Source organism: Clostridium cadaveris (assembly GCF_020911725.1).
Lineage (GTDB): Bacteria > Bacillota > Clostridia > Clostridiales > Clostridiaceae > Clostridium_X > Clostridium_X cadaveris.
Window position 1 is genome coordinate 35,814 of record NZ_CP076620.1, and the last position, 20,219, is coordinate 56,032.

The window sequence follows — 20,219 nt, forward strand, 5'->3', positions numbered from 1 at the left end:
TCCAGTATTTAATGATTAGGATACTGGAGATTTATTTATATATTGATTAGAAAGCTTTAAAAGATGATTTTTGGTATTGATTTCTGGATTTCTAAGTACATTTTCTAAAAGAAAATTTAATATACTACCTATAATTCTTCCATCTTTAATACCTAATTCTTTTAGATCATTTCCATTTATCTTTAAATCCTTTATTGAAAGTGGTTCTTTATTTGAAATTATATCTTCGACTTGAAGCTGAGCATTTTCTATTAATTTTATATGGTCAAAATCATTTATATAAATTATTTTTAGTAAAGATAGAAAGTCAAATATGTTGTTTTTTGAAATATTATATATTAAATTTTTTATGCTAACCCTGTCTTGCAAATTAAAATTTTTGAAAATAGCATCGTAAAATTTCATAGTTAAATTTATAGTATTATTATCAAATCTTAAATGTTTAAGTAGTCCTTTACAAAGTTTAAAATTTTCAAGAGGTATCATAAGATAACAAAGCCTTATATAAAGCTTATTGGGAAGCAAATCTATATTATTTAAGCTTTTATTAGTTAACAATATTTCATATAGTTCTGGAAGTATGACTTTTAAAGTTTTAGTGTTAATCATATGATTTATTGCAATAAATGCTTTATCACTTAAAAGCATTTTGATAAGTTCATCTCTAATTCTTTCAGCACTTATATTTTTTAATAAATCTTTGTTTTCAGAGATTGCACTTAAAGTGTTATTATCTATTTGAAAATCGAGTTGAGAACTGAAACGTATTGCTCGAAGCATTCTCAAAGCATCTTCTTTGAAGCGAAGAGAGCTATCCCCTACACACCTTATAATTTTAAGGTTTAAGTCTTTAACGCCATTAAAAGGGTCAACTAATCCATATTTAGTATTGTAAGCCATAGAATTGATAGTAAAATCACGTCTCGATAAGTCTTCTTTAACATCTTTAACAAAGAAAACTTTTGAGGGATGTCTATTGTCTAGATAATCACTTTCAGTCCTAAATGTAGTTACTTCGAAAGGTTCTTTATCTATTAAAACTGTAACTGTACCATGGGAAATTCCAGTAGGAATTATTTTATCAAATAATCTCATAATATCATCTGGAAAAGCATTTGTAGTTACATCATAATCATTGGGAATCTTATTTAGTATGCTGTCACGGACGCAACCACCAACTATATATGCATCAAACCCATTTGATATAAGGGTATCTAATATAAATTTAACCTTTTGTGGAATAAAAATATTCATATAATCACGCCTTTAAATAATACTTAATTATATTCTATCCAAAAATATAATATTTTTAAATACATTGTTATATATATGAAATTGATAAAAATTTAATCAAAAATAAGATAAATTTTATGATATAATTAATTGATAATTATAAATTTTCAATCAATGATAAATTTACATGAGAATTCTTTATGGGGGTGGGAATCAAGTGTTAAGTAAATATATTGAAAATGCTATCAGTCTACATGAAAAAGCAGATGCAATAGTTATTAGTGACAAAAATGGATATGTAGAATATTCTAAATGGCATGGAAACACATATTTTGAATGCAAAGAAGTAGTTGGTAAGCATATTTTAGAAATTTATCCTGAGCTTACTCCAGATACAAGTACTATATTGAGAGTTTTAAAAACTGGAAAGCCTCGTATTGATGATGAGCAGAATATAGTAAATTTTAAAGGAGAAAGGATACATATAATAAGTACAACTTTGCCAATAAAAGTGAATGAAGAAATTATAGGTACTATATGTGCCTCAGTGTTTTGTGGGAGTGATAGAGAGATACGCAGAGAAAAAATAAGCAATCAAAATAAACTATATAAATTAGATGATATTATCACACAGAACCCTGAAATGAAGGAAATAAAAAAAAGGATATTAAAAGTGGCTAATAATAGTTCAACAGTCTTAATATATGGAGAAACTGGAACAGGAAAAGAACTTGTGGCTGAGTCTATTCACACGAGTAGCAAAAGAAAAGATAATGTTTTTATTTCTCAAAATTGTGCTGCTATACCTAACAGCCTTTTAGAAAGCATATTTTTCGGAACTGAGAAGGGAACTTATACTGGAGCGGAAAACAAAAAAGGTTTATTTGAATTGGCTGATAAAGGAACATTGTTTTTGGATGAAATAAATTCTATGGATCTTATAATGCAAGCAAAATTATTGAAAGTTCTAGAGGAAAAGAAAGTTCGTAGACTTGGTGGAACAAGAGATATATATGTAGATGTAAAAATAATATGCGCAATGAATGAGGAACCATTAAAAGTTTTAAGAAATGGAAAAATTAGAGAAGATTTGTTTTATCGTATAAGTGTAGTAAAATTTATGATACCTCCTTTAAGAGAACGGCGAGAAGATATAATGCTTTTAACAAATTATTTTATAGAACACTACAATAAGGAAATGCAAATGGATATAAGGGGAGTAAGTCAACTCACACAAAATATATTTGAAACAAATAATTGGTATGGTAATATAAGAGAATTAAAAAATACTATAGAAAATGCTTTTAATACTGTTGACTCTGATGTTATAACTATAAAACATGTTTCAGAGTTCTTAAATTACTATAAAAAAAATAATGATGTTGAGGATTGTAATATAGAATGGGATAATACTTCTTCTTTAAGCAACTTAGTATCTGATTATGAGAAAAAGATAATAACTTTAGTTCTAAATGATTCTAAAAATATGGCTGATGCAGCCAAAAAGCTTAAAGTATCAAGACAAAACTTAAGATATAAGATTGACAAATATAATATAAATTATAAATAAAAAATTTTATTGATAAAAAGGAAAAAAATTATTACAAAGTAAAATAATTTTGCCTTTTTATTTTTTTTATAAAATATAAATTTTAAAATTGTTACAAAATCCTTGGGAATTATTTTATCAATAATCCAGATACAACAGGAGATTTCTTGATTAATTTTAATATTCGAATAAATCTGTCTATTTTGGAACTAAGCTTGCTTGTATAAATTAAAAACATTTTATGTTAGGAGGAAATAAATGGTGGCTAATTTAGTTCTAAAGAACGGAAAGATTTACACTATGGATGGTAATGTGAATGAGGCTGTTTCAATTAAGGATGACACAATTATAAAAGTTGGAACTAACAAAGAAGTAGAGAAATTTATTACTGATGAAACAGAAGTAATAGATTTGATGGGTAAAGCAGTAATTCCAGGATTTATAGATACTCATACTCATCTTGTGGGATATGGATGTTCCATAAATGCAGTTAACCTTGAAAATACTACGTCAAAAGAAGAAGTAGTAGAAAGGTGCAGAGATTTTATAAATAAAAATGATATACCAGAAGGTAAATGGGTATATGGAAGGGGATGGAATCAAAATCTATTTACGGACGAAAATACATTTCCAACAAAATATGATTTAGATAAAGTATCAATTAAGCATCCTATATTAATAATAAGAACTTGTGGTCATATAGGAATTGCAAATACTATTGCACTAGAAAAAGTTGGTATATCAAAAAATACATTTATAGAAGGGGGACAGTTTGATAAGGGAGATGATGGCGAGCCTAATGGAGTAATAAGGGAAGCTTCTCTAGAATGGTTTAAAAAGAATAAAGGTTCTAAGCAAAGCAACAATGAAATAAAAAAAGCCATAATAGATGGTGGAAATGAGCTTATTAAATACGGAATAACATCTGTTCATACTGAGGATTCTTATGATTTAGGATATGGTGGGGATTTTGAAGATATATATAACTCATATCAAGAGCTTATATCAGAAAAAAGACTTCCTGTAAGAATATATCAAAAGATATCGCTTCCTAAATCAATGGAAATTGATGAATTTTTAAAAGGAAATTTTAGAACAGGTATGGGAAATGAATTTTATAGAATAGGACCAATGAAACAATGGACAGATGGAACTATAGGAGCAAGAACAGCAGGAATGCTAAATGACTATAGTGATGATATTGGAAATAAGGGATTATATTATTATACTCCTGAAGAGCTTTATGAAAATATAAAAAATGCACATAATAATGGAATGCAAGTATGTTTACATGCAATTGGTGATGGAGCATTAGAAATGGTTTTAAATGCGTATGAAAAAGTACTTAAAGAATTTCCAAAGAAAGATCATAGACATAGAATCGTGCATTGTTTTGTGGGAAGTAATGAGCAATATAAGAGAATTGCTGATCTAAATTTAATAATAAATACACAGCCGATTTCTACTTCAACGGATATTCCTATGATGCGAAGTAGAGTAGGTGAAGAAAGGGAGAAAACCTGTCATGCATGGAATACACTAACTAAGATGGGGGTATGTATAACAGGAAGCTCTGATATTCCAGTAGAAACACCAAATATATTTAAGGGCATATATGCTGTTGTTACAAGAAAAAATGTAGATGGAAATCCAAAAGAACCATGGTTGGAAAATGAAAGGGTTTCGGTTGAAGATGCAATTAAAATGTTTACTATAAATGCGGCTTACTCAGCATTTGAAGATAATATAAAGGGATCTTTAAAGGAAGGTAAATTAGCAGATATGATAGTTCTTGATAGAGATCCATTTGAAATAGACATAGAAGAATTAAAAGATATTGTTGTTGAAAAAACTATATTAGGGGGAGAAATTAAGTATAGTTTATAAAAGTATTATTAATAAATAGGGGATATAAGTTAAGGGGGATTTATTATATGTATGAAGCTTTTGCCAAATTAACATCATTTTTGTGGGGGGTACCACTGTTATCTATTATTCTTATTACAGGTTTATATATAACAATAAAAACAAGAGGTTTTCAATTTAGATATTTAGGACACATAATGAAAAGGGTATTCAAGAAAGAAAAGGATTCAGAAAGTAATTTAACGCCATTTCAGGCAGTTACAGTAGCAATAGGGGGAACTGTAGGAGTATCTAATATGAGTGGTGTAGCTACAGCAATAGTTACAGGAGGGCCAGGCGCATTGTTCTGGCTTTGGATTGCTGCATTTTTAGGTATGATGATAAAGATGGCAGAGGTAACTTTAGCTGTATATTATAGGGAAACAAAAACTGATGGTACTTTTAAAGGCGGACCTACTTACTATATACAGAAAGCATTAGGTGAAGAAAAAGGAATGAAATCATGGAAACCTCTAGCCATAATGTTTGGATTTGGGATAATGATGATTTACTTTATAACAATACAAAATTTTACTATATCAGAAGCCATAGGTTCTACATTTAATTTAAATTATATGATTCCATCTGCAGTTATTATGATTTGTGCTTATGCAGTAATAATGGGAGGGCTTAAGAAAATAGGAAAAATAGCATCTTATATAGTACCTGTTATGTGCGTTTTTTATGTAGGATGTGTTCTTTATATATTAGGTTCTAATATTTCAGAAATACCACACGTCTTAGGGTTAGTATTTAAAGGAGCGTTTACGACTCAAGCAGCTGCAGGAGGATTTTTAGGGGCAACTGTAGCACAAGCAATGAGATATGGATTTTCTAGGTCTGTATTCAGTAATGAAGCTGGATGGGGAACATCACCAATGATTCATGCTACTGCAGAAACTGACCATCCAATTAAACAGGGGATTCTTGGTGCATTTGAAGTTTTCATGGATACAATCGTTATATGTTCTATGACTGCTTTTGTAATAATAATTACAGGCTATTACACATCTGGACTTACAGGAGCAACACTTACACTTTCTGCATTCGAATCAGTAATGGGACGAAATGCAAGAGTATTATTAGCTCTATCTATATTCTTATTTGGACTTACAACTATAACAGGATGGTATACCTATTTTGAAGTGATTATTGATCATGCTATTTCTGACAGTAATAAATTTAAATCTATAATTATGAAGCTTTTAAAATTATTATATCCAATTCCAGGATTTCTAGTTGTTGTTGTAACTGTAATTTATGGAGGTACTCCAGCTGAAATATGGACATTTGGAGATTTTACCTCAGTAATTCCTACATTTATAAATGTTTTTGCACTTCTATTAATGAGTAAGAAGTTCTTTGAATTACTAAAGGATTATAAGGCTAGGTATTTAGGTATTGGAAAAGTAGATGCTAATTTTAAGTTGTTTTATGAGGATGTAGTAAAGGAAAATGGGGAAAAAGTAGCATCAGAATAATTTATAGATATAAAGGGGTGGCTTTTAAAAGTCAGCCCTTTATCTATAATATTTTGATATATTGTTTTAAATAACTGATAGCTTTTTTTATAAATGAAGAGATTATGGTGTATAATATAAGTTGTAAATGAATTTGAAAGGTGATTTGTACACTATGGATTGTTTGAGAATAAAAGATTTTAATCAAGGAATGAGAATTGATGGAATATATCTTATAAAATCGTTAGATTTTAAAACCACCAATTCGAATAATAAAAAATATATAGATTTATATTTGTGCGATAAGACTGGGGAAATAAATGCGAAATTTTGGGATGCAAAAGATGAAGATAAAGATAGATTAAAAGAAAGTTTTTTAGCGAAGGTTTCTGGAGTTGTTCTTGCATGGCAGGGTTCTCTCCAGTTGAAAATAGATTCAATAAGTAATTTAGAGGATATGGAAGGTATAGACTTAGAAGAATATGTTCAGTGCGCACCTTATAGAAGTGAGGATATGGTCGATGCTATATATGAATATATAAATTCCATGAAAAATAAAGAGCTTAAGGATATAACGAGTTATTTTATAGAAGAAAATAAAGAGAAACTTATGTATTATCCAGCAGCAAAAAAGAATCATCATGCGTTAAGAGGAGGACTTCTATATCATACACTTACAATGCTTAAAAGCGGAGAAGCATTGAGCAGTATATATACTTTTTTAAATAAAGAGCTGCTATACGCAGGGATTATACTACACGATATGTGTAAGATGGATGAAATGGATAGTAATACTTTAGGATTTGTAAAAGAATATTCAGTTCAAGGTCAATTGCTTGGGCATATATCTTTAGGAGTTGGGAAGATAGAATATGTTGGAGAAAGTTTGGGGATATCTAAAGAAATAACAATGCTTTTAAAGCATATGGTGTTGTCCCATCATTATGAACCAGAGTATGGAAGTCCAATAAAACCTATGATACCAGAAGCGGAAATGCTTCATTATTTAGATATAATGGATGCAAGAATGTATGACATGGAAAAGGCACTTAAATCAACTTCAGTTGGAGATTTTTCAGAGAGAATTTGGTCCTTAGAAAACAGAAAAGTATACAAACCAAATCTAGAATAAGAAAATTTTATAAACAAATAGATAGCTTGCTTTACAATGTTTCTATATACTATATAATTTTAATTATGATGTAAAAATATAAAAGCAGAGGAGAAAACATATGAAAAAAAATATAAATCAGAATATGAATATATTTCAGAAAATATATAAGAGTGTTTATGACTTTAAGAGCTATGTAAAATTTTCGAAACTTTCTATAGGAAAGGGAATGATATATTTATTAGTTTTATCTATAATATTAGGAGTTGTAATGGCTGGGAAACAGGCTATAGCAACTAGCGGTTTTACTAAAGAATTCAAATCTACTTTTAATGAAAATATAAAAGAAATGAATCTTGCAGACAATAAACTGACAGTAAATAATGATAATTATGAAGAGATAAAGACTGAAAAGTTCATATTAATGTTAGACACTGGAAATGAAAAGACAGTTGAAGATATTAAGCAATATCAAACAGGTTTACTATTACAAAAAGACAGTTTCTATGTAAAGCCTTATGGTAAAGATGCTCAACATGTCAAGTATGAGACATTGCCTATAAAGGAAATGAATAAACAAAGTGTATTGGAGATGTCAGATCAGTATGGAGCAGTTCTTCTATACGGACCATTCATATCATATCCAATAACATTATTTTTTAGAGCAGTTTTCTATTCATTAATAATAGGTGGATTAGGAGTAATTATAGCAAAAACTTTTGTTAAGGTAGATACTAAGTTTGCACAAAGCTATAATCTAGCTATGTATACTATAACTCCTATTTATTTATTAACATTAATACTATTTATATTTGGATGGTTCAGCGGTATAATAATAGATGTAGCTATAGGATGTGTTTATATGTATAATGCATATAAACAAATATCAATTACAAAATAATAATTAAAACAACATCGAGGCTTTCCATAATTTTTTAGGAAAGCCTTGTTTTAAATAAGGAGGATTAAATATGGACGTAGTAAAAAGATTTTTAAAGTACATTAGTTATGACACAAAATCAGATGATTCATCAGGGGTTACACCTAGTTCAAAGGGTCAGTTAGTTTTGGCAGATGCATTAGCAGAAGAACTTAAGTCTATAGGACTACAGGATGTTAATGTTGATGAAAATGGCTATGTTATGGGGACATTACCTTCAAATACAAACAAAGATTTAAGTACTATAGGATTTATAGCACATATGGATACATCTCCAGACTTTTCGGGAAAGAATGTAAAACCTCAAATAATAGAAAATTATGATGGAAACGATATCGTATTGAATAAAGAATTAAACATAGTAATGAGTACAAAGGAATTTCCGGAATTAAGCCTTTATAAAGGACACAAATTAATCACAACAGATGGGACAACTTTATTAGGAGCAGATGATAAAGCTGGAATAGCTGAAATAATAACAGCAATAGAGTATCTAACAAATCATCCTGAAATAGAGCATGGAACAATAAAAATTGCTTTCACTCCAGATGAAGAAATAGGCCAAGGAGCAGATCATTTCAATGTAGAAAAATTTGGAGCAAAATATGCTTATACTGTAGATGGTGGAAGAGAAGGAGAATTAGAATATGAGAACTTCAACGCTGCAGGAGCAAAGGTTGAAATAAAAGGAAAGAATGTTCACCCTGGAACAGCAAAAGGAAAAATGGTAAATTCTCAGCTTATAGCAGCAGAATTACTAGCTATGATGCCAAAGGAAGAAACTCCAGAGCATACAGAAGAATACGAAGGATTCTATCTATTATCAAATATCACTGGTTCAGTTGAAAATACAACAATGAAATTTATAATAAGAGATTTTTTTAATGATTCATTTGAAGCTAGAAAAAATAACATGTCTAAATGGTGTGATGAAATAAACAAGAAGTATGGCGAAGGAACTTGTATTTTAGACATGAAGGATCAATATTACAACATGAAAGAAAAGGTTGAACCTGTAAAATTTATAGTTGATATAGCTTTTGAAGCTATGAAAAAATCAGATGTAGTACCAACTATAGTTCCAATCAGAGGTGGTACAGATGGAGCAAGATTATCATTCATGGGACTTCCAACTCCAAATATATTTACTGGTGGAGAGAATTTTCACGGAAAATATGAGTACATCTCAACTCAAGCTATGGAGAAAGCAGTTCAAGTAATATTAAATATAGTTAATTTATATGTAGAGAAAAGCTTATAAGTACTAGAGAAAAGTTACGTAAGTGAAAAGTGAAGGATTTAGTTTAATTAGACTTGATACTTGTTGCTATAAAAATAATGATTTACAAAGAAAAGAAGTAAGGCTAGAGTTTGGATGGTTTCCAGAAGAAAAAAAATTAAGATTTCCAGGACAATGGGATTAATAATGTTAAATTTAAAGTCGGCATTTTACTGCCGACTTTTTGTTTAAAAATTAAATGAAAAATTCCAAAGGTTTATATTTTTTATTTCAATAAAATTCTATTTCTAATATTTAATAAGTCCGTATAAATTAATAATTTTATCTAGATTTACCTAAGAAAAATAATGCCAAAGTATCTGGTCCAGAGTGAGCTCCTATAACTGGTCCAATAGGATTTATTATTATATTCTTAACGGTAAATTCTTTTTTGATTAAATCTGATAAGTGTTCAGCATCATGAAGACAATCGCCATGGCTTATAAATATGATTTGCTCTTCAGGATTTTCAACTCTTTCTATCATATGATCTAAAAGTGATTTTATAGATTTTTTTCTACCTTTTACTTTACCTAAAGGAATAAGATGACCTTCATGGTCTACGTGTAAAATTGGTTTAATATCTAAAATAGTTCCGACAACAGCTGCTGTAGCTGAAACTCTTCCTCCACGCTTTAAATGGTTTAAATCATTAACTGTAAAATAGTGATTTGTTCTAAATTTATTATTTTCTACAAAGCTAACTATGTCATCTTTTGAAGAACCACTCTTTAATAGCTCTACAGCATAATAAACTATAAGTCCATGACCTAATGATGCGCAAAGAGAATCTATTATAGTTATATCTGCATCTGGATATTCTTCAAGAATTTGCTCTTTTGCTATAAGAGCAGAATTGTATGTTCCGCTTAAACCTGATGAAAAACATATATATATAATTGATTTTTTATCTTTTACGTATTTTTCAAAAGCTTCATGAAATCTGTAAGAATTGATTTGTCCTGTGGAAGCCATGCCTCCATTTCTTAGATAATCATAGAATTCAGCATTTTTTACAGTCTCACCTAAATCATCTATTATGTCTTTTCCTTTGAAATTTAAAATTAAACCTAAAACTTCTAAACAATTATTGTCTTTGATATATTCTACTGGTAAGTCACAGCTTGAATCTGCTAATATTACTGTATTCATAATTCACTCTCCTTACAATTTAAAGAAGTATATACTTTTGGGTATTGTTTATAACTTATTATAATATAATTTCTATAATTTAGAAAGTGACTAAGCAGTATAAAGAGGAAAGATAATAATAATTTAAGATAAATTATAGAAATAATAGCATATATACAAAGTATTGACCAAAATTAATTAATATATATAGAAATATAAAGAAATTTATGAATTTATATTAAAATATATGTGATAATTTAATTATTTATATAAAAAATTTTTAAAATTTGAAATAGTGAATATTTAAGAATGTAATGTCGAATAAATTTGAAATTATTGAAGAAATAAGAAGGAGTTAGACATAAAATATAGAATATATTAATACGTAGGTAATTAAAGATATCACCCTTAAGAATTATCTAACCATATAAGTGAAAACCAACATAGACTTGTAGTGTATAATAACTCTCTCCTTAAAGATAAATTATGCTACAAGTCTTTTTTTTGTCATTTTTTTAAAATGTTGCGCTAAATATTTTTTTGTGATAAAATTAATATGTTAATTAAATATGGAGTGTTAGTTAAACGGATATAACTTGCGGCTACGGACCGCACATTGTGGGTTCGATTCCTACACACTCTGCCAATGAATCTAGGAATGACTGTAAATTATCGGTCATTCTTTTTTTATAGGGGGAAAATATGAATAAAAAGAGCATATTTGCGATAACTATTAGTTTAATATTTTTATTATTTGGGTTTATAGGATGTGCAAAGGAAAAAATACCATTACAAGAAGTTAATAAAAAAGGTGAGCCTCAACAAAAAACAGAAGAAACATTTGATGATTCTCTTAGAGAATCTAATGTTCCTGTCAAATACACATTGGAACAATCAAAAAACAATGGTGATTACATAATAATAACTGATCAAAGTGAAACCTTAAATATAGAAAAAGTAGAAAAATTCTTAGAGGAATTTAAAAATAAAAAGCCTGTCAAAATTAGATGCACTCAATTTTATATGGGTTCTTTGGATAGCATGAGAGATATTGAGTATGATGGCGAAAAAATATTACTAAAAGAATATGATACTAAGAGTAATGATAAAAAGACTTATAACTATATAGAAATTTCTGATAGTGACATGATCCAAGATGGAGGATGGTACAGATTGGTTAATTCGAAGGCAAAGCTATTTTATATAAATAAACAATAATATGACATAAAATAGATGAAAAATAGTGAATAAAATGTAAAGTAAGTGTTGAAAAATTATGGATTTTATGTTATTTTAAGAATAACTTAATAAAATGAATTGCAGAGAAATGAGTCAAGCAAGAATTAAGGCTAGGGATAGCCTTGGTTTTGCTTGGCTTTTTTTAATGTCAAAATATATATGAGGGGAATGGAAAAAGTGATTAAGAATTTTGCACACAGAGGATTTAGCGGAAGATATCCTGAAAATACTATGCTTGCTTTTGAAAAAGCTATTGAGGCAGGTGCAGATGGTATAGAATTGGATGTTCAACTTACAAAAGATAATGAAATAGTTATTATTCATGATGAAAACGTTGTCCGAACAACTGGCATAAAAGGAGATGTTAGAGATTTCACTTATGAAGAAATAAGTAAACTAGATGCATCTTATATATATAAAGGAGAATATGGATTAAATAAGATACCTACTCTTAGAGAATATTTTGAATTAGTAAAAGACAAGGACATAATTACTAATATAGAACTTAAGACAGGTGTAATAGAGTATATAGGAATTGAAGAAAAGGTATGGCAGCTTATTAAAGAATATAACTTAGAGGATAAAGTGATAATATCAAGTTTTAATCATTTCAGCATCATGAGAATGAAGAAAATAGCACCTAATTTAAAGTATGGACTTTTAAGTGAGACATGGTTAATTGATGCAGGAAAATATGTTCATGAGCTTGGTATACAGTGTTATCATCCTTTATATAGAAATTTAACAGAAGATATTGTAAAGGAAATTAAACAATATGGAATAGAAATAAATACGTATACTGTAAACACGAAAGAAGATGTTAAAGACATGATTTTAAAAGGTATTGATATTGTGATTGGTAATTTCCCTGATATGATAAAAGAGGTGGTGAAAGAATATTAAAAAAATTTACGATTCCACATATATCATGTAAACTTACAGTGGATTATAATCTTACAAATTTACAGAGGAGAGTGTAGATAGATGGAAAATTTAGAAAATGTACTTGCCCTTATTAATTCATGGATATGGGGTAAGTGGCTTGTATTTGTATTACTAGGACTTGGTGTTTTATATACATTTACAAATGGATTTATTCAAGTAAAACATTTTAGATTCATAATGAAAAAGACATTAATTGACTCTTTTAAATCAAGAAATAGTGAAAAAGGTGAAGGATCAATTTCATCATTCAAAGCTATGATGGTTACTCTTGCTGGAAATGTTGGAGGTGGAAATGTAGTTGGTGTTGCTACTGCTATCGTAGCTGGCGGACTTGGATCTATATTTTGGATGTGGTTTGCTGCATTTTTTGGCATGGCACTAAAATATGGAGAAATAGTTCTTTCTCAATTATATCGTGGTAAGGATTCAGAAGGGAATCTCTTAAGCGGACCTATGTATTATATAAGAGATGGTCTACATATGCCTTGGCTAGGAGTTGTAATAGCTGTTCTTATGTGTGTTAAGATGATGGGTGCAAACCTAGTTCAATCTAATACTATTTCAGGAATACTTAATTCAAACTATGGAATACCAACATGGTTAACAGGATCATTATTAATAGTTTTTTTAATGACTATTACTTTAGGCGGATTAAAGAGAGTTGCTAATATAGCTACTGCCTTAGTTCCTATAATGTCAATATTCTATATAGTTGTAGGTTTACTTGTTATTATATTAAATATACAAAATGTACAATCAGTTTTTGCTACTATCTTTAGAGAAGCATTTTCATTTAAAGCTGCTGCAGGTGGTACTGGTGGATTTATAATCGCTAGAGCAATGCAATTTGGTATAACTCGTGGTATGTATTCAAATGAGGCTGGAGAAGGTACCGCTCCATTTGCACATGGATCTACAATAGTTTCTCATCCAGTTGAGGAAGGAATTACTGGTGTTACAGAAGTATTTTTAGATACTATTGTTGTTTGTACTATAACAGCACTAGTTGTTGGTGTAACAGGAGCTTACACTTCAGGAACACCTGCAACTGTTATGGCAATAGAAGCTTTTGGAACAGTATGGGCACCATTAAAACATGCTGCAACACTTGCTTTACTTATATTCTGTTTTACAACACTTATGGGACAATGGTTCAATGCTGCTAAGAGTTTTACATATGCATTTGGACCAAAGGTTACATCAGTTTGTAGATTTATATTCCCTTTCTTATGTATAATAGGAGCAATAACTAAGATAAGTCTTGTTTGGACTATTCAAGATTTAGCTATGGGACTAGTTGTAATTCCTAATATGATTGCGTTAATTGTTTTATTCCCTCAAGTTCGTAAGCAAACTCAAGATTATTTTTCTAAAAATAAAGAGCTTATAAACAAATAATAAATCTCTTATAACATAAACCACAAAATATCAATCAATGAAATTCATGTTAAAATAAAAAAATGCATTTCCACTTAGACTAAAATGGAACCTATAAGATAGACACTAATAAAAGAGAGTCTATCTATATAGGTTCTTTTTTTGTACAATAAGTTTATGAGGTGAATTAACTATGAGTAAAATAAGATTTTCAAATGATGAAATTAGTAGACTATCAAGAAATAAATATGTGAGCAATGTAAGTGAAAAAGCAATAACATATACTAATGAATTTAAAATACATTTTATCGCTGAATGTAGCAAAGGGAAAACTTCAAGAGTTATTTTTGAAGAAGCTGGATTTGATATAAATACCCTCGGTATTCGTCGTATTGAATGCGCTGGTACAAGATGGAGAAAAGCATTTAAGGATAATGGAATATTAGGATTAGATGACACTAGACGAAAAAATAGTGGTCGACCACGTAAGCGTAGTATTACTAGCGATGAAATAATAGAAAAGCAAAAAGCAGAAATTGAATATTTAAAGGCTGAGGTAGAATTGTTAAAAAAATTAGAGCTGCACGAAAGGCAGGTGAGAAAAGGTAAATTAATTGCAGCACAAGCATTTGCCTTAATAGAATATATTGTTAGCAAGTTGCAAAATCATAATGTAGTCAAACATCTATGCAGTACGGCTGGTGTTTCACGCTCTGGTTACTATAGATATCTGTCTTGTAAAAATATTAGAACTAATCGCGAAAACAAGGATAATTTAATTAGAAATACTATTCTTGAAGCGCTGAATTATAGAGGTTATAAAAAAGGATCAAGATCAATCAAAATGATTTTAAAAGATAAATTTAATATTGTGTATAGCAGAAGGCGTATCCAAAGAATAATGAGAAAGTACAATATAGTTTGCCCTATTAGGAAACCTAATCCATATAAGCGTATAGCTAAGGCTACAAAGGAACATACCGTGGTACCTAATCTACTCAATAGAAATTTCAAGCAAGAAATACCTGGTAAAGTATTGCTTACAGATATCACATATCTACCATATTCAAATAATAATATGGCTTATTTATCGACCATCAAAGACGCTTCTACTAATGAAATCCTAGCATATAATTTATCTAATAGAATAACCTTAGATATCGCCACGAATACAATACTTAAACTAATGGCCAACTCCAATGTCAAATTAGCAAAAGATGCTTTTATTCACTCAGATCAAGGTAGTCATTATACAAGTCCAATATTTCAAAAACTTTTAAAATCTAAGAATCTTGGACAATCTATGTCTAGACGTGGTAACTGTTGGGACAATGCTCCTCAAGAATCATTTTTTGGTCATATGAAAGATGAAATTGATTATAAATCTTGTTCAACTTTATCTGAACTACAGTTAATTATTGATGACTATATCGACTACTATAACAATGATCGTTGCCAGTGGAATTTAAAAAAGCTGACTCCTGTTCAATACAGAAATCAGCTTTTAGTAGCCTAGCTCTCTTTTTTTAGTGTCCTTGACATAGGTTCCACTTTAGACAGGGAGGTGCATTTTTTATTTTATAAATTAAGATTTGAAAATAGTTTTAGCATATTCACTAGGACTTATCTCATAATGCTGAGTAAAAGTCCTTGAAAAATAATGAATTGAGTTGAAGCCAAGCATAAAAGCAATTTCACTAATGGTATACTTATTTTCTTTTATAAGCTGTTTACTTCTTGAAAGTTTCAATTCATTAATATATTTTTTAGGTGATATTTTTAAATTATTTTTAAATAGGGTTTGAAGCGAAGATCTTGAAATAGAGAATCTATGGCATAATTCTTCAATAGTAATTGGCTCATAAGTCATTTTTTCTATGTAATCAAGAATATCCTTTAGAAGCTCGTCCTGAAAATATTGTTGAGCTTCAGTAGACGGTCTAGACTCATCTAATTTTAAATAATCGTATTGGAACAACCTAACTATAATCTCATGAAAATGGTTTAAAGTTAAATTTTTAGAGTATGGTATAGTTGACGAAATATCTCTAGCAAAAGTTTTAACAGCATAATATAATTCTTTTTTGCAATGAAAAACTTTATTGCATATTTTACTGGCATCATCACATTCCATATCAAACATTACGGTTAGATAAGAGCAGGATGAATCATTGGTTACTGCTTGAGTGTGAAATTGATTTTTGCCATAAATCATTAGGTCAAAAGAATTTAAAGTATACTTTGTACCATCAACAGTTGTATCTAAAGTTCCATTATCAATAAATGTAAGTTCATATAGATTATGCTTTTCACCTTTAAATTTATAGTTTGGGCTTTTTATAGTATAGTAATAAGCGATTATTTCTGGAATGCTTATAGTTGATAGTATCCTATTGTATACATATGGTGGATTTAAAAACTCTATTTGAAGCTGATAATCTGACGGAATAATAAAGTAGCATAAAGTTTCTTCAGTCATAGAAATGATATTAAAATATACATTAGGTTTAATTTTTAGATATCTGTGAATGGCAAATAATTTTAATTCATCATTCAAATTATTACCTATTAATACAGAAGCCATTCCATTTATTAATTCAACATATACTGGACATGAAAAATGATACATATTAGATATTGTTTTGTCATTGGTAACAACTTTTTTTTTAATTAAATTGCTATTCGCTATTGATATAGGTTCGTCATATATAGAGCCGAATTTTCTAAAATGAGCACTTGACGTTTTATCATACATAACCTAATTACCTCTTTAACTATAGAATTTATATCAAGCTAAAAAAGCGTTTGATATTAAAAAATAAAAATTTAAACTAGTTAACTTAAATTTATGTAATGTATATATTATACAATATTTAAAATTACAGTGTAAAGAATAAGCAAAATATGTATAATGCTATGCTTGAGTTTATATTTTTTTATAATTTAATAAATAAAAAATTTGCTCCATTCAGTTAAGTGAATGGAGCAATAAATGAATGTACAAATCATTTAGTTATGTCGTTTTCTTTTTAACATTTTTATATAAAATTATAGTTAGCATAAGAACTGATAGGTTGATTAATACTAATTAAGTTATGGAAATATATGGATACAATGTAACGCCTTTAACTACACGGTTAACTTCTCCTGATGGGCATGGGTTATCAGGTGTTAATCCTATAGATAAAGATTTTAATACTGCTAATGTTTGAGCAAAAATGATGTAACCTAATCCAAGCTCTATATTATTTAATGTGCATCCTATATTATAAGAGAATGAATAGTCAGCTAAAGTGTTTATAGATTCACATTGCTCATTATATACAACAACGATTTTATTTCTTTTTCTTTGATTGCTTATTTCTTTTATCAAATCAAGTTCGTATTTTCTTGTATATTCATCATCACTAACATATACAACTATAAGTGTAGTGTCATCTATGATTGACTTAGGTCCATGTCTAAATCCCAATGGAGTATCATACATAGTGACAACATTGCCTGCTGTTAGTTCAAGCATTTTTAATGACGATTCTTGAGATATTCCTTTTAAGACATTACTTCCTAGATAAACGATTCTTTGAAAATCATACTCATCAACTATTTGTTTTACGACTTTATAGTTGTTATCTAAGAAGTCCTGAGCAGCTGCACAAATTTTGTTTATTGTAAAAACTTTATCGTCTATTGAGTCTAAATTAAATATTAAATAAGCTGCTAAATACATATTAGTGAAACTTGATGTCATTGCAAAAGATTGATCATGAGTTTCATCTGTTAAGTTTATTGCATAACAGTGATTTGCTTCTTCTGATATTTTAGATAAAGCACCATTTTTATTACAAGTTATAAATAAGTTATATAAATTATCACATACTGCTTCAGCAGCATCTACAGCACCAATTGATTCTGGTGAATTTCCAGAACGTCCAAAACTTATTAATAAAGTTGGCTTGGTTTTTGATAAATAAGTTTCTGGAGAAGCTACTATATCAGTTGTTGCATAAGATTTAACTTTATAGTTAAGTAATTTATTTAAATAAGAGTATAGAGAGTTACCTACAAACTCACTTGTACCAGCTCCTGTAAAAATTACATCATAATCTTCACAAGTAATAACTTGATTTATAAATTTTTGAATTAACTCTTTATTTTCTTTAATTTGATCACAAGTCTTTTTCCAAGTCTTAGGTTGTTGATAAATTTCATTTAAAGTAAAAGTTGATGAAGTATTCTTCATTTCTTCTTCGTTGATATTAAAAATGTTCATAACATATCCCCCTATTATAAATATAAGCTGTATATTTTCTATTATAATGGTAGCTTTTTTAAATACAATGCAACTACTAAAACATATAATATGTGTGTTAAAAAATGCAAACATTATTTATATTAAGAAATATAATTTCAATAACTATGAAAAATATTAAATAATAATTTTAGAAAAATTCGAATATAAATACAATAAGATTTGGTTTTTATAAAATATTTATTAAAATGGGGTGTTAGAATGACAAATCAAGAACTATCGAAAAAAATTCTTGAATTGGTTGGCGGGAAAGAAAACGTAATTTCAGCATTTAACTGTATGACGCGTCTTCGTATAAACATCAAAGACAATTCTAAAGTCAATGTTACTGAACTAAAACAGTTAGATGGCGTTCTTGGCGTAGTTAAGGATTCAACTCTTCAAGTAGTACTAGGTCCTGGAAAAGCAAAAAAAGTTTGTGACTTATTTGTTAAGGATGCTGATATGGCTAAGGGAGAATCTCTTGACTGGAAACAAAACAAGGAAGCTATAAAGGCTGGTCAGCATCAGAATAATTTTAAGATGGCATTGAGAACTATAGCGGACATATTTATACCAATGCTTCCTGCTATAATAGCAGCTGGATTATTTAATGGATTTGCAAGCTTAATAGGACAACTTGCTCCAGCACAAATTGCTGCAAAAGAAGGATTTATATTTATTTTACAAACAGTATTTTCACTTATAGGAGGAGCTTTCTTAGGCTACTTTGCTATATATACTGGTATTAGTGCAGCAAGAAAATTTGGAGCAACTCCTGCTCTTGGTGGTATGTTAGGAGCTATGTCAATAATGGCACAAATAAATACTATATCTACAGCTTTAGGACTTTATAATGCAGATGTACCTCTTAATTCTATTTTAACAACAGGAAAAGGCGGTATCATCGGAGTTATATTTGGAGTTTGGATACTTGCAAAGGTAGAAAATGCAGTGCGTAAACACGTACCAGATGTTTTAGATCTTATCGTGACTCCACTTATTTCATTATTAGTTGTTGGGGTATTATTTGTATTAATCATAATGCCAGCCACAGGATTTATTTCTGACTGGTTAGTAAGTGCACTTTCATTGCTTATAAATTCAAGTAATCCAATAATTTCAGTTATATCTGGATATGTACTTGCAGCTGTGTTCTTACCAATGGTACTTTTAGGATTACATCATGGATTAATACCAATTTATGCCATACAACTTCAGCAGATGGGAGGAGTATCATTATTTCCAGTACTAGCAATGGCTGGAGCTGGACAAGTTGGGGCATCAATAGCTATATATCTTAAGGCAAGAAAATGTGGAAATACTCGTTTAAAGAAGGTTATAGCAGGAGCTCTTCCAGCAGGATTTTTAGGAGTTGGAGAACCTTTAATATATGGGGTAACTCTTCTAATGGGTAAACCGTTTATAACAGCAGGCCTTGGAGCGGGCTTTGGTGGTGCATTTGTAATGCTTATGAAAGTTATGGCTACAGCTTGGGGACCATCAGGTCTTGTAGCGATACCACTTATGCAAACAGGTTCTATGATGCTTTATTATTTATTAGGATTAGTAATTTCATATGTAGCAGGATTTATAATCACAGCTATGGTCATAAAAGAAAACGAAGTTGCAAATGTATAGATTTTTTTAAAATTAACAATAAGGGAATAATGGCTTTGTCCATTATTCCTTTATTAAATTTGAAATTATGAATTGATATGTGATTTTTTACATATAATACATGATTAGAAGTTGAAAATAA

The 20,219-nt window shown here is 29.2% G+C and carries 16 protein-coding genes and 1 tRNA gene; 13 read left to right on the forward strand and 4 right to left on the reverse strand.

From position 1 onward, the window contains the following. Nucleotides 1-15: 15 nt before the first annotated feature. Nucleotides 16-1,254, reverse strand: a complete 1,239-nt coding sequence (locus KQH81_RS00145) for a CCA tRNA nucleotidyltransferase (protein ID WP_027639243.1) — start codon at nt 1,252-1,254, stop codon at nt 16-18. Nucleotides 1,255-1,450: 196 nt separating this feature from the next. Here KQH81_RS00145 and KQH81_RS00150 point away from each other — a divergent pair, with 196 nt between their 5' ends. The 7 genes from KQH81_RS00150 to KQH81_RS00180 all read left to right on the forward strand — a co-directional run bounded on the left by KQH81_RS00150 (nt 1,451) and on the right by KQH81_RS00180 (nt 9,622). Then, nucleotides 1,451-2,803, forward strand: a complete 1,353-nt coding sequence (locus KQH81_RS00150) for a sigma-54 interaction domain-containing protein (protein ID WP_027639244.1) — start codon at nt 1,451-1,453, stop codon at nt 2,801-2,803. Between the two features lie 237 nt (nt 2,804-3,040). Continuing rightward, nucleotides 3,041-4,669: an amidohydrolase gene (locus tag KQH81_RS00155; protein ID WP_230028597.1), complete on the forward strand. Its 1,629-nt coding sequence runs from the start codon at nt 3,041-3,043 to the stop codon at nt 4,667-4,669. Between the two features lie 47 nt (nt 4,670-4,716). Further along, nucleotides 4,717-6,168: an alanine/glycine:cation symporter family protein gene (locus KQH81_RS00160; RefSeq protein ID WP_178312007.1), complete on the forward strand. Its 1,452-nt coding sequence runs from the start codon at nt 4,717-4,719 to the stop codon at nt 6,166-6,168. A gap of 127 nt (nt 6,169-6,295) precedes the next feature. Further along, entirely contained in the window at nt 6,296-7,279 is a 984-nt protein-coding gene (locus tag KQH81_RS00165) for a 3'-5' exoribonuclease YhaM family protein (RefSeq protein WP_407647318.1), read from the forward strand. A 100-nt stretch (nt 7,280-7,379) separates the two neighbouring features. Further along, nucleotides 7,380-8,159 (forward strand): DUF1189 domain-containing protein, encoded by a 780-nt coding sequence (locus KQH81_RS00170; RefSeq protein WP_230028599.1) that lies wholly within the window; start codon nt 7,380-7,382, stop codon nt 8,157-8,159. Nucleotides 8,160-8,229: 70 nt separating this feature from the next. Then, the gene (pepT, locus tag KQH81_RS00175) at nt 8,230-9,459 is read left to right on the forward strand and encodes a peptidase T (protein ID WP_230028601.1); all 1,230 of its coding nucleotides are present in this window, start codon (nt 8,230-8,232) and stop codon (nt 9,457-9,459) included. A 22-nt stretch (nt 9,460-9,481) separates the two neighbouring features. Beyond that, nucleotides 9,482-9,622 carry a hypothetical protein gene (locus tag KQH81_RS00180; RefSeq protein ID WP_155850304.1) on the forward strand — a complete coding sequence of 47 codons (141 nt, stop codon included), beginning with the start codon at nt 9,482-9,484 and terminating at the stop codon, nt 9,620-9,622. 137 nt (nt 9,623-9,759) lie between these two features. Here KQH81_RS00180 and KQH81_RS00185 read toward each other — a convergent pair whose 3' ends face one another. After that, nucleotides 9,760-10,632, reverse strand: coding sequence for a DegV family protein (locus KQH81_RS00185; RefSeq protein WP_178312021.1), 873 nt, complete (start codon nt 10,630-10,632; stop codon nt 9,760-9,762). Between the two features lie 547 nt (nt 10,633-11,179). On the opposite strand from KQH81_RS00185, the gene KQH81_RS00190 reads away from it, so the two are divergent. From KQH81_RS00190 to KQH81_RS00210, 5 genes are all read left to right on the forward strand, one after another. Continuing rightward, nucleotides 11,180-11,254 (forward strand) — tRNA-Arg (locus KQH81_RS00190). Nucleotides 11,255-11,310: 56 nt separating this feature from the next. After that, on the forward strand, nt 11,311-11,826 hold the full coding sequence (locus KQH81_RS00195; RefSeq protein ID WP_027639250.1) for a DUF4362 domain-containing protein: 516 nt from the start codon (nt 11,311-11,313) through the stop codon (nt 11,824-11,826). Between the two features lie 189 nt (nt 11,827-12,015). Next, nucleotides 12,016-12,750 carry a glycerophosphodiester phosphodiesterase gene (locus tag KQH81_RS00200; protein ID WP_206153216.1) on the forward strand — a complete coding sequence of 245 codons (735 nt, stop codon included), beginning with the start codon at nt 12,016-12,018 and terminating at the stop codon, nt 12,748-12,750. An 81-nt stretch (nt 12,751-12,831) separates the two neighbouring features. Beyond that, nucleotides 12,832-14,190: an alanine/glycine:cation symporter family protein gene (locus tag KQH81_RS00205; RefSeq protein ID WP_230028603.1), complete on the forward strand. Its 1,359-nt coding sequence runs from the start codon at nt 12,832-12,834 to the stop codon at nt 14,188-14,190. Between the two features lie 172 nt (nt 14,191-14,362). Next, entirely contained in the window at nt 14,363-15,685 is a 1,323-nt protein-coding gene (locus KQH81_RS00210; protein WP_022788069.1) for an IS3 family transposase, read from the forward strand. Between the two features lie 69 nt (nt 15,686-15,754). On the opposite strand, the gene KQH81_RS00215 is transcribed toward KQH81_RS00210, so the two are convergent. Both KQH81_RS00215 and KQH81_RS00220 read right to left on the reverse strand, forming a co-directional pair. Continuing rightward, on the reverse strand, nt 15,755-16,924 hold the full coding sequence (locus KQH81_RS00215; protein WP_027639253.1) for a helix-turn-helix domain-containing protein: 1,170 nt from the start codon (nt 16,922-16,924) through the stop codon (nt 15,755-15,757). A 333-nt stretch (nt 16,925-17,257) separates the two neighbouring features. Next, the gene (locus KQH81_RS00220) at nt 17,258-18,439 is read right to left on the reverse strand and encodes an SIS domain-containing protein (protein ID WP_099335888.1); all 1,182 of its coding nucleotides are present in this window, start codon (nt 18,437-18,439) and stop codon (nt 17,258-17,260) included. 240 nt (nt 18,440-18,679) lie between these two features. On the opposite strand from KQH81_RS00220, the gene KQH81_RS00225 reads away from it, so the two are divergent. Further along, nucleotides 18,680-20,098 (forward strand): PTS transporter subunit EIIC, encoded by a 1,419-nt coding sequence (locus KQH81_RS00225; RefSeq protein ID WP_230028605.1) that lies wholly within the window; start codon nt 18,680-18,682, stop codon nt 20,096-20,098. Nucleotides 20,099-20,219: the final 121 nt, after the last annotated feature.